Source organism: Sphingobacterium sp. 2149, from assembly GCF_031455655.1.
Taxonomy (GTDB): domain Bacteria; phylum Bacteroidota; class Bacteroidia; order Sphingobacteriales; family Sphingobacteriaceae; genus Sphingobacterium.
The window spans coordinates 101,461-114,136 of sequence record NZ_JAVDTD010000015.1 but is presented as its reverse complement, the minus strand read 5'-3'; the positions used below and the strand labels follow the sequence as shown (position 1 = coordinate 114,136).

9 protein-coding genes are annotated in these 12,676 nt (G+C 38.2%); 7 read left to right on the top strand and 2 right to left on the bottom strand.

Annotated elements, in window-relative coordinates; genetic code table 11:
* The first annotated feature begins 15 nt into the window (after positions 1–15).
* The 7 genes from J2X77_RS20440 (at position 16) to J2X77_RS20410 (ending at position 9,589) form a co-directional block, all read left to right on the top strand.
* Positions 16–1,746, top strand: coding sequence for a RagB/SusD family nutrient uptake outer membrane protein (locus tag J2X77_RS20440; RefSeq protein WP_209578857.1), 1,731 nt, complete (start codon positions 16–18; stop codon positions 1,744–1,746).
* A gap of 68 nt (positions 1,747–1,814) precedes the next feature.
* Entirely contained in the window at positions 1,815–3,134 is a 1,320-nt protein-coding gene (locus tag J2X77_RS20435; RefSeq protein ID WP_310082253.1) for a D-alanyl-D-alanine carboxypeptidase, read from the top strand.
* Positions 3,135–3,144: 10 nt separating this feature from the next.
* Entirely contained in the window at positions 3,145–4,443 is a 1,299-nt protein-coding gene (locus tag J2X77_RS20430; RefSeq protein WP_209578855.1) for an MFS transporter, read from the top strand.
* Between the two features lie 20 nt (positions 4,444–4,463).
* Positions 4,464–5,192, top strand: a complete 729-nt coding sequence (locus J2X77_RS20425) for a (Fe-S)-binding protein (RefSeq protein ID WP_209578854.1) — start codon at positions 4,464–4,466, stop codon at positions 5,190–5,192.
* Between the two features lie 21 nt (positions 5,193–5,213).
* On the top strand, positions 5,214–6,104 hold the full coding sequence (locus tag J2X77_RS20420; RefSeq protein WP_209578853.1) for a TIM barrel protein: 891 nt from the start codon (positions 5,214–5,216) through the stop codon (positions 6,102–6,104).
* Positions 6,105–6,341: 237 nt separating this feature from the next.
* Positions 6,342–7,916 (top strand): peptide MFS transporter, encoded by a 1,575-nt coding sequence (locus J2X77_RS20415; protein ID WP_209578852.1) that lies wholly within the window; start codon positions 6,342–6,344, stop codon positions 7,914–7,916.
* 83 nt (positions 7,917–7,999) lie between these two features.
* Positions 8,000–9,589, top strand: coding sequence for a peptide MFS transporter (locus tag J2X77_RS20410; protein WP_209578851.1), 1,590 nt, complete (start codon positions 8,000–8,002; stop codon positions 9,587–9,589).
* 98 nt (positions 9,590–9,687) lie between these two features.
* Here the strand turns inward: J2X77_RS20410 and J2X77_RS20405 are convergent, their stop codons facing one another.
* Together J2X77_RS20405 and J2X77_RS20400 are read right to left on the bottom strand one after the other, a co-directional pair.
* A complete protein-coding gene (locus tag J2X77_RS20405) occupies positions 9,688–10,980 on the bottom strand; it encodes a hemolysin family protein (protein WP_209578850.1) in 1,293 nt (430 codons plus the stop codon).
* Between the two features lie 142 nt (positions 10,981–11,122).
* Entirely contained in the window at positions 11,123–12,469 is a 1,347-nt protein-coding gene (locus J2X77_RS20400; protein WP_209578849.1) for a Gfo/Idh/MocA family oxidoreductase, read from the bottom strand.
* Between the last annotated feature and the right edge of the window lie 207 nt (positions 12,470–12,676).

Below are 12,676 nucleotides of genomic sequence, written 5' to 3'. Positions count from 1 at the left end.
TTTAATTTGAGTACAATGAAAAATATAAAAATATTGCTTGGAATCACGGGGATAGCCATTCTGGGCTTAGCGAGCTGTGGTAAAAGTTTCTTGGAAAAGAATCCGCAAGGACAATTGATTGAAGATCAGGTCGGAATTAAAAAAGGTGTAGAGGCATCACTAATAGGTGCTTATTCCATATTAAATGGAAATGTGAATGGTACCTGGGGCAATTATTCTTCTGCTCCGAGCCAATGGGTATTTGGTGAAATTACTTCAGATAATGCGCATAAAGGGTCTATACCGACAGATCAACCTGATATGAATGCATTGGTGAACTTTTCTCCTATTTCATCGAATGATAATTTAAGTACGATGTGGCAAGTGTACTATGAAGGCGTTCTTCGTACGAATACAACGCTCAAATTATTGGCTGAGGATCAAAGTACAGGTAAGACCGTAACTGCAGAGCGTGCTAAACAGATCGAAGGAGAGGCAAAATTGTTACGAGCCCATTATTATTTTCTATTATGGCGTGTGTTTAAAAATATTCCAGCTATAAATGAAAATACCTCAATTGAAGACGCTAAAACTATTAAAAATGATCAGGATATTTTGCCGCTGATTGAAAGTGATTTGAAAACTGCTGTTGCGAATTTACCTTTGACAAAAATTAACAACGAGGCTGGGCGAATGGACCAAAATGTGGCAAAATCATATTTAGGGAAATTTTACCTTTATCAGAAAAAGTATAAAGAAGCACTTGATTTGTTTAAGGTTGTCATTGCAGGAAAAGACATTACCACAATGCCTTATCAGGACAACTACGATGTATTGAAAGAAGACGGTCCTGAAGCGATTATGGTGTCAAAGCATATAATTAATCCGGATGGTTCGGGAGATAATGCAAATGTTGGGGATATGTTGTCGGGTTTAAATGGTGGACCTGTTGGATGTTGTGGTTTTTATCAACCTTCCATAGACTTGGTTAATGCCTATAAAGTTGATGCGAATGGACTACCGTTGTTAGATGGTTCTTATAGAAATAATCCGTATACTTCGGATATTCTTTTGACAGGAAAGGATCTTACTGATTACAAAGTGAATACAAACCTACAATTCGATCCTCGTCTTGATTATAATGTCGGAAGAAGAGGAGTCATGTATTTGGATTATGGTGTGTTTCCCGGAGATCCTTGGTTGAGACGCGAGGATGGACAGCGACCACATGCTGGCCCCTTCTCTATTATAAAGACAATGATCCCTAAAGCGCTATTCTCAGGACATACGGCGAATGATGGTACCTATGTTACAGATTTAGATGTAAATATTATTCGCCTTGCTGATGTTATATTAATGGCCGCGGAGTGTGAAGTTGAATTGAATAACCTTCCTGAAGCATTGAAGTATGTTAATGCTATTCGAATCAGGGCATCTAAATTGCCTGGAAAGTTGACAGATACAGGAGTGCCAGCTGCAAAGTATAATGTGAAACCTTATCTCGCTTTCAGTGACCAAGATCAGGCTAGAAGAGCTGTACGTTTTGAGCGGAGATTAGAGCTAGCAATGGAAGGACATCGTTTTTATGACCTTGTACGTTGGGGTATAGCGAAGGATGTAATTGCAGCCTATTCCGCCTTCGAAGGAGGTATTCTTCCTACATTTAAAAATATCAACTTCACACCCGGTAAAAATGAAATTTTTCCGATTCCTCAAGTTGAAATCAATGCGAGTATGGGAAATCTAAAACAAAATCCTGGATATTAAATTTTTTATATTCTATTATTTACGCGGTCATCTAATCAGATGACCGCTTTTTTTGTATGTTTACACCAATGAAAAATTTCCTGCGTACGCTATTACTGCTTTGGCTTGTCCTATTTTCTACCCTTATTGTTAAGTCCCAGGATTTTGAAGACGTCTACCATATGCTTCAGGAATCCAAAATATTAAATGATCATTTCTACGGATTTTCACTGTATGACTTAAATGCCGATAAGTTTGTCATGGATGTTAATGGCAGCAAGCATTTCACACCTGCTTCCAACACTAAAATGTATACTACTTATGCTGCTTTGGCGCTGCTGGGTGATTCGATACCAGGTTTGGAGTATGTTGAACGCGGAGATTCGCTGTTAATCTGGGGAACAGGAGATCCGACTTTTTTGCATAATCGTTTGGATACAAGGGTGGTGTATGATTTTTTGAAAAGAACAAATAAAACGATCTATTTTGTTGCCGGTACTATGAGAAATAAATTCTACGCACATGGTTGGGCAATGGAGGATTTTGAAGCCTATTATCAGCCTGAAATAAGCACATTTCCCATCTATGGAAACGTGGTTACTTTTCGTCAAAGGGGATACAATCATTTAAATACCTCTCCCAGAATTTTTCAGAAAGACCTGGATTTTTTGCCTGAGCCTAAAAAAGGTGAATTCGAGCTTTCACGCTCTTTTCGAAGCAATAATTTCTGGATGTCAAAACGTCCAGTACCAAATGATTATGTCAATGAAGTCCCTTTTATTTATTCGGATAGTTTGTTTGTGAAATTGTTGTCGGATACACTAGGTAAGCAGGTAAATCGCCTGACCTATACAAAACCAAACGATACAAAAATATTGTATTCATGTGAAACAAAAAATCTCATTCGTGAAATGATGTTGCCCAGTGATAACTTTATTGCTGAACAGTTTTTAATGATGTGCTCGTGGAAGCAGTTTGGCCAATTTGATACCTACTTGGTGCGGGATTGGATGAAGAATAACGTTTATAAATATTTTTCAGCCGAGGTTGCCCTATTTGATGGATCAGGTCTTTCTTCCTATAATAAGGTTACTCCGCAAAATAATGTGGATTTGTTGGTTCTTCTGAAAAATAAATTACCTGATGAGAAGGATCGCTTTCGCCTTTTTCCAGCTGGAGGTATAGATGGTACGCTGAGAAGAACCTATAGCAAAGATCTTGGTGAACCCTTTGTTTTTGCTAAGACCGGAACTATTACCTCTGTCTATAATCAAAGCGGTTATCTCATTACACGGAAAGGAAGACGAATGGCCTTTTCTTTTATGAACAATAATTATATTGATGATCGGGCAAGTGCAATTCGTAAAGAAATGGCTAAAATTATTACTTATATTCGTCAAACTTATTAAGCCAATTTAAATGGAAGCAATTGTAAAAAACAACAAAAAATTGATTCGTTCTTGGGCCATGTTTGATTGGGCCAATTCTGCTTACAACCTTGTTATTACTTCCACAATATTTCCAGTTTATTATACAGCAATTACTACAACGAAAGAGCATGGAGATGTTGTCAGTTTCTTTGGAATTGAAGTGGTTAATACCGCACTTTCCAATTTTTCTTTAGCTTTTGCGTATTTGCTGATGTCTTTTTCTTTGCCCTTTATTTCTTCGTACGCCGATGCAAATGGAAAGAAGAAGCAGATCATGAAATTCTTTACCTATATGGGCGCGATGGCATGTATGTGCCTATTCTTTTTTAAGCTTGATACGCTGGAAATCGGTATCATATGTTTTGTGCTTGCTGCAATGGGTTATATCGGCGGTGTTTTGTTTAATAACTCCTATTTGCCACTTTTAGCTACTGTTGATCAACAGGATAAAGTGAGCGCGCAAGGTTTTGCTTATGGCTATATTGGCTGCGTTACATTACAGATTCTTTGTTTTATAGTCGTTCTTAAACCAGGATGGTTTGGTATTACAGACGCCTCTTTACCAGCACGCATATCGTTTCTAATGGTTGGATTATGGTGGCTCGGGTTCTCTATGATTCCATTTAAATATCTACCCAAAATTGAGGCTACTGGTAATACTACAGGTAAAAGCTTCATACAGAACGTACGGGATGAATTTGGACACGTGATTCAAAAGATCAAAGGTATTCCTGAAATCAAACAGTTTCTGCCGGCATTTTTCTTCTACGCGATTGGTGTGCAGACCTTAATGATTGTCGCTTCTTCCTTCGGAGAGAAAATTCTGCACTTAGGTGCGGAAAGATTGATTGCCACGATTCTTCTTATTCAGCTTGTAGCCATTTTAGGAGCATTTTTAATGTCTTATTTATCCACACTGTTTGGAAATATTAAAGTATTGATAGTGGTAGTAATGATTTGGATCGGAATCTGCATATCAGCTTTTTATTTATCGACTCCGCTTCAATTTTATATTATTGCCGCACTGGTAGGCCTAGTCATGGGCGGAATTCAGTCGCTTTCACGTTCAACCTATTCGAAACTAATTCCACCTGATATCAAAGACACCACTGCTTTCTTCTCTTTTTATGACGTTACAGAAAAGGTAGCCATTGTCATCGGGTTATTTTCATTTGGGATTATAGAACAAATAACACACAATATTCGGTACTCAGCATTGGTTCTTTCTTTATTTTTTGTAATTGGATTGTTACTTTTGGTGCGGATTTTAGTATCCAATAAATCTTAATTTTATTGATCAAATTTAATATGAAAGTAGAACTTTTTGTTCCTTGTTTTATAGATCAGCTTTATCCTGAGACTGCGTTTAATACTGTTCGTTTACTGGAAAAAGTTGGCTGTGAGGTTGTATATAATCCCGAGCAGACATGCTGTGGCCAACCGGCATACAATGCTGGGTTTTGGGAAGATGCAAAGCAGGTTGGACGGAAATTTCTAAGAGATTTTTCAGGCGAGCATGTTATTATTTCTCCGTCTGCTTCTTGTACTGGGATGGTAAGGCACGGTTACAACGATCTATTCGCTAGTTCTGCAGATTCCCATCAATGTCATAAAATACAACAACAGGTTATTGAAATATCTGATTTTTTAGTAAACATTCTGAAAAAGGAATATTTTGGGGCTGAATTGGAGGGAGTTGCCGTATACCACGATTCATGTTCGGCATTAAGGGAATGCAAGATTAAAGATGAACCCCGAATATTACTGAGTAAGGTTTTGGGCTTGGAGATGGTAGAGGTAAAAGATAGTGAGACATGCTGTGGATTTGGTGGTAGTTTTGCGGTGAAATTCGAAGGTATATCGGCTGCGATGGCTGAACAGAAAGTGCAGAATGCTTTGGATATGCATGCGGATTACATCATATCGACTGATTCATCTTGCTTACTGCAGTTGCAATCTTACATCGATAAACATAAATTACCTATTCAGACCATGCACCTGGTTGATGTATTGAGCACTGGCTGGGGAAATATTTAAATAACACATAAATCTAAACACATGAATTCAAGAAGAGATTTTCTTAAAAACCTTGCATTAGCATCTGCTGGGATTGCATTGGCTCCTTCGTTGGAGAGCTTTGCAGCAGCGAAGAAAGATTGGTTTGATATTTCCCTGGCGGAATGGTCTTTGCACAAATCTTTATTCAAAGGAGATTTGAATAATTTGGATTTTCCAGCCTTGGCTGCAAAAAAATATGGTATCTATGGTGTAGAATACGTGAACCAATTTTTTAAAGATAAGGCGAATGATAATAATTATCTTACTGAGCTGAATATGCGTGCTAAAGATAATGGTGTACGTAATGTACTCATTATGATTGATGGTGAGGGAAATCTAGGTGATGAAGACGAAACCAAGAGAAAACAAGCTGTGCAAAATCACTATAAATGGATTTCTGCAGCTAATTTTCTGGGATGTCACGCCATACGCGTTAATGCTGCCGGTAAAGGGTCGCCTGAGGAAGTGAGTAAACGTGTTGTTGAAAGCCTAACCACATTGTCAGATATAGGCAAAAAAGCAGGAATCAGTATTATTGTAGAAAATCATGGTGGTATTTCTTCACATGGTGATTGGTTAGCCAATACACTAAAAGCAGTCGGTAGTAAGTATTGTGGAAGTTTGCCTGATCTTGGAAACTTCTATGAATATGATCGTTATCAGGGCGTCACAGATTTGATGCCTTATGCGCATGGTGTCAGCGCCAAAACACATGATTTTGATGCCAACGGCAACGAAACGCAAATTGATTATGAGCGTATGTTAAAGATCATCAAGAAAGCAAAATTCAAAGGATACATTGGTATTGAATATGAGGGAAGTAAGTTGAGCGAGGAAGAGGGGATCTTTGCGACTAAAAGGTTGCTGGAACGTTTACGTCCTTTGATTTAATCATGAATAAATCAAGTTCTTTTCAATAGATGGAAAGAACTTGACTGTTATAAGGGATGTTTATTCATCTACCTCTTTGTGTCTAACTGGGCTTAAATTAGACATTGGTTGGTCTGACATCTACTTGATCCTATGAGATTAAGGTAATAAAGAGGTTTATCAGTTTTCCATTTGCTGATGATGAAATAATAAATGGAAATTGCACTACCACATTTTGAAAAACAACTATTAAAAAACATGAATTTTGAAAAGAATGCTGTTCTAGAAACCCATTTGGAAAAAGTAGGGGCGGAGCATGTATTGGTACAAGGGCACCCCGCCGGATTATTTGTATTATTCTTCACGGAGATGTGGGAGCGTTTTAGCTATTACGGTATGCGGGCGCTTTTAGTGAATTTTTTGGTTTCTACTATTGCACAACATGGTTGGGGATGGACTAATGCAGAGGCGATGAAGCTCTATGGTCTTTATACCGGAATGGTGTTTTTGACTCCGCTATTTGGTGGAATTATTGCTGATCGTCTCACAGGATATAAAAAATCCATTATGGTCGGTGCTATAATTATGACTTTGGGGCATATTGCTATGGCTTTAGAAGGGTTTAATAAAAGCTTTTTTTTAGCAGGTCTGGTGCTTATTGTTCTAGGAAACGGTTTGTTTAAGCCGAATATATCATCCATGGTTGGTAAGTTGTATCCCGATAAAGGGGGCAAAAAGGATGCCGGTTATACCATATTTTATATGGGAATAAATGGAGGGGCCTTCTTAGGAATGATGCTTTGTGGTTACATCGGCGAAAAGGTTGGTTGGCATTATGGATTTGGTTTAGCAGGTGTATTTATGTTTTTGGGTATGTTGCAGTTTTATTTCGCCCAACGGATTTTTGGAAAAATTGGAAATACCCCAGAAAGGAAGGAAGAGCTTACCGATGACGCAGTAAATAAGGTAGAAAATCCGAAACATGTCGTTCGTGATCGTTTGTTGGTGATTGTTATTTTTATGATATCAAGTATTGTATTTCACTTAGCATTTGAGCAGGCGGGTGGGTCAATGACAATATTTGCTAAAAATTATACACAGCGGGTGTTGAGTGGGGATGCAGCGATACTATTTAAATGGTTTGACGCTGCGTTGACCGTGTTGCCTATTGTAGTTATCACTGGTGTCTTGTTCGTTTTGGCTAAAAAAATCATTCGTAAATATCCCTTGATTATACTTTTTTCCAGTATTTCTTTTGTGATCATTTGGTCCTTATGTCTATGGAAGGTCTATCGCGAATATTATGATATGAATTCTGAAGTTACGGTATCATGGTTTCCGATGTTGAACTCTTTCTTTATAATTACACTGGCGACTTCATTTAGTAAGATATGGGAAAAAGTATGGAATCCTTCTGGGCCAATTAAATTCGCAATGGGTTTGACATTGGTCGGCGTCGGCTTTGCTGCTTTATCAATTGGTAGTTCGGAGATTCCTACTGGTGCAAAAGCTGCCTCAGTCAGTATGATTTGGCTGGTCTTAGCTTATTTTTTTCATACAGTAGGCGAATTATGTATAGGTCCGGTTGGATTGTCTTATGTTAGTAAACTGTCGCCAAAGCGATTCCTTGGATTACTGTTCGGTTTTTGGTTTTGCGCCAATGCTATTGCTAATTTTATAGGAGGCTTTATTGGGTCGTATATCGATAAGATTACCGAATCTCATTCCATGTCTTATTTCTTTGCTGTGTTTACAGTGATACCGATGATAGCGGCAGTATTCCTTGTTTTAGGCAATAAAAAAATAAAAAAGATGATGCATGGAATTGACTAATTCATAGAAAATTAGTGTATCTTCAAGCAATTTTTATCAAAATAAAAACAAAACCTGAGTTATAAAACAATTATTGAAATTATATGAATCAAGAAAAAGATCAAATTCTTGTAGCGCATCTGGCCAAGCAGGGTATAGATGACAAGATGGTGAGTGGGCATCCCGCTGGATTATTTGTACTATTTTTCACGGAGATGTGGGAGCGTTTTAGCTACTATGGTATGCGGGCTTTATTGACCTTATTTTTAATCAGTACGATCGCTGACGGTGGGTGGGAATGGAGCAATGCGCAGGCGATGCAGTTATATGGGACCTATACTGGTCTTGTTTATCTGACTCCATTGATCGGTGGTATGATTGCGGATAAATTGACTGGTTTTAAGAAGGCTATCTTGATTGGTGCATTGATTATGACATTAGGACACTTGTCTATGGCGTTTGAAGCTGTCCATTCAAATTTCTTCTATTTAGGATTACTCTTAATGATTTTAGGGAATGGGATGTTTAAACCTAATATTTCTTCGATGGTAGGAAATCTATACCCAGACAAAAGTTCAAAGAAGGATGCAGGTTATACAATTTTTTATATGGGTATCAACGCTGGTTCATTTTTGGGAATGCTCCTATGTGGTTATATCGGTGAAAAAATAGGTTGGCATTATGGGTTTGGACTAGCTGGAGTATTTATGTTCTTCGGCATGCTACAATTCTATTTTGGACAGCGCATATTTGGTATTATCGGTAATACGCCGAAAGCGTTACAGGCTCATCATGACGAAAAGGTCAAAAATCATGAAGATATTGATGAGGTTATTCCTGGAAATGTTGTTAGAGACCGCCTTATCGTTGTTACAATATTCATGTTGGCCAGCGTGGTTTTCTTTCTTTCTTTTGAACAGGCTGGCGGTTCGATGTCAATATTTGCGAAGGATTACACGCAGCGTGTCTTGTCAGGAAGTTCAGCGATTACGTTTAAATGGATTGATACAATTTTGACCATTGTACCTATCGTAATTGTAACGATTGTTTTGATAGCATTGGCTAGAAAAATATATAAACAGTATCCGCTTACAATTTTGTTTACAGCAATTTCATTCGGTATTATCTGGGGCTTGGGTTTATGGAAAATATTTCGCGAGATCGGTATAACGGGTTCGGAAGTTGGCGCTTCGTGGTTTCAAATATTGAACGCATTTTTTATTATTTCTCTTGCATCTTCTTTCAGTAAATTCTGGGAAAAGGTATGGAATCCTTCTGGCCCCGTAAAATTTGCACTGGGTCTGATATTAGTCGGTATTGGATTTGCCGCGCTAGCTTATGGCGCCAATGACATTCCACAGGGGGCTAAAACAGCATCAGTCAGTATGGTTTGGCTTGTTATCGCCTATTTTTTCCATTCTGCAGGAGAACTTTGTCTATCACCTGTCGGGCTATCTTACGTAAGTAAACTCTCTCCGAAGAAATTTTTGGGCCTTTTGTTTGGATGTTGGTTTTGTGCTTCCGCGATCGCAAATTTCATTGGCGGGTTTTTAGGTTCTTATATCGATAAAATCACAGAAGAGCACTCTATGTCTTATTTCTTTATGATATTTGCTATAGTTCCTGGTGTTACTGCGCTTTTATTGATTGCGTTCAATCCGATATTGAAAAAAATGATGCATGGTATCAACTAATTTCGTGAGGGAATCCGTCTAAAAAGAAGCGTGGGCTGATGATCATGATCATCAGCCCACGCTTCTTTTTAGATAATAGGGATTTGGAATATTCAGATCTAGTCTGTCACTTTCATCAATAGTTTATCGATGCGGTGTCCATCCATATCAAGCACTTCAAAAATTAGGTTTTTAAATTGGATACGTTCCCCTTCTTCGGGTACATGATCTAATCGGAGGAACACTAAGCCGCCTACGGTAGTGACATTACTAATCTCATTTTCATCTTCTTCAGAAAGGCCTATCTCAAATTCATCCAAAAGGGTTTCGATCTGATATTGTCCATCGACAACATAGTCTCCATTTTCTAATTGACGTATTGTTGGACGGACAATGATATCGCTTTCTTCAATGTTGCCTACCAAATCACCAACAATATCCCGTAGCGTAATAATTCCTTGAGGTGACCCATACTCGTCTATGACGACCGCTTGATGAATACTAGATGTCCGCAAGGTATTCATGATACTGTAGGAGGAACTAAACTCGTTCACAAATTTGATGGGCAACATAAGGACTCTTAGGTCAAAAGGCTCATTTTGGAGACATTGTCGAAGTAATGATTTTACATGAACAACTCCTTTAATGTTATCAAGTCCACCTTCACAGACAGGATAGATGGAATAATCGTTGTCTAGTATAATCTTGCGGTTTTCTTCAAAGGATTCTGCGAGGTCCAAGAACACAATATTTTTACGGTGGGTCATGAGGTTAACCGCTTTTTTGTCCCCTAAACTTAACAGACGGTCCACGATATCGTGTTCGATTCCTTCAATGACTCCACTATCCACACCCTCATCTACCAGGGCTTTTATTTCTTCTTCCGTGACGCTATTACCGCTGCTTTTAATATTAAGTATTTTGACGATAAACTCTGTTGATATGCTTAGTAACCACACAAATGGCCGAACGATTTTGCTGAGCAGATTCATCGGATAAGAAATAAGCATGGCATACTTTTCTGGAATGGCCATACCTATGCGTTTGGGTACTAGCTCCCCAAGTACCAATGAAAAATAGGTAATAATAAATACAACAATAATTACAGCGAGCTGCTCGCTGTATGGAGCGATAATACTCGATTTATTGAAGACTTCTACTAAGTACGATGATATACTGCCACCAGAAAAAAATCCTGTTAATATCCCGATAAGCGTAATACCTATCTGTACAGTAGACAGAAAGCTGTTGGGCGATTCTTTTAGACTTAACGCTATTTTGGCTGCTGCATTATTTTTATCGCTTTCGGCCTGTAATCTTGCTTTTCTGCTGGATACGATGGATATTTCTGATGCCGACAGTATTCCATTTAGAATAATCAGGGCTAAAATAATAATTGCTTCGGTAAGCATAATGAGTTGAAAGTTTTTACTAGGGCTAATTTACGGAAAAGACCAGCTAAATAGTAGGATTATTATGATTATGTGGAACATTCATAAAAAAAGCCGTATTTCTTCCAATACGGCTTTTTTAATAGTAAGTGTGTCTTTCTAATTACATTCCACTATCATCTAACATAAAGGTGTTTTTCTTCGTTTTCCATTTTCCTTTCGTGAAATCAGGGAATTCCAACGTCTTATTTCCTTTCGCAATAGATTCGGTAGATAAGGGAAATACTGCACTCATGGTTACAGAATCATATACATCAATTGGAGTCCGTACCTTTTGTTTCACGGATTGAATGAACGCATTGAATACAAACCAATCCATTCCGCCATGACCAGAACCATTTGCTAATTCTTCATATTTTTTCCAAATTGGGTGGTCATATTTCTTTACCCATTCGTCTGCAGAATCCCAAGTGTGCGGTTTAGATTTACCTTCGATATGTATGCCTTTGGCAACATCCATCCAAATCCCATCTGTTCCTTGTACGCGAAAACCGATAGAATAGGGTCTTGGTAAGTGTGTGTCATGCGTCAATAACATGGTTTCTCCATTCGCACATTGTAACATCGTTTGTGTGATGTCCCCATTTTTGTAATTGATTTTACCATTAGGGTGTCCTGGGGAAACTTTATTGACATACGCAGCCAATCCACGCGCTTTACTTGAGTAAGAAGTAATATGAGTGAATCTGTTTCCTTTGTTGATGTCTACAAATTGCATGATTGGGCCTAATCCGTGTGTAGGGTAAAGATCGCCGTCTTGGTCGATGTTGAATTGTGTGCGCCATTGCGCCTCTGAAATTGCTTTTGGACCGTACTCGACACCGTGACCGTAATAATTTTTTCCGTCGTTGAAAAGCACTTCACGTAAATCATGTTGATAGCCCCCTTCAAGATGTAATAATTCACCGAAAAGCCCCTGTCTATGCATGTTTAATACAGCAAGTACATCGCGCCGAAACGCTACATTTTCCAATGTCATGTAAGGTTTTCCGGTTTCTTCGGAAGCTTTGACAACGTCCCAATGATCTTGCACAGTTAAACCGGCAATAACCTCGCACCCTACATATAATCCTGCCTTCATTGCGTCAATAGCTTGGTCTTTGTGGAACTGCCAAGGAGTGGCAATAATAACGGCATCTAATTTTTCGTTGCTTAACATCTTTTTGTAAGCCTCTTTACCGCCCGTATATTCTTTTGGAAGTTTGGTTCCCTTTGCACTAAATTGTTTACGGCATTGGGCTAGAGATTCTTCTTGAGTGTCACAGATCGCCACAATTTCTAGATCATCTCTATTTAGCGCAATTTGCACATGATTACGTCCTCGAAGACCTACGCCAATAAAGCCAATTTTTATCTTACCATTTGTTTGGGCAAATAAGTCTGTACTTGAAAGGACACCGATTCCAGCTGTAGTGATGGCAGTCGATCTTATGAAATTTCTTCTATCCATTGTTTTGAGATATAGGGAGTTTGTATATTAGTTATTTACTTATTAAAACAGTCTGTTGGACTGGCTATTCTAAACAAATATATTATTTCATTTGCGATAAATGAATGTGCAAACGTTTGCTTAATTTTAATAAATTTCATGCAAACGTTTGATTGAAATAAAAATTATCATTTATTAATTCAATTTGTGATATTGCAAGCACATTGA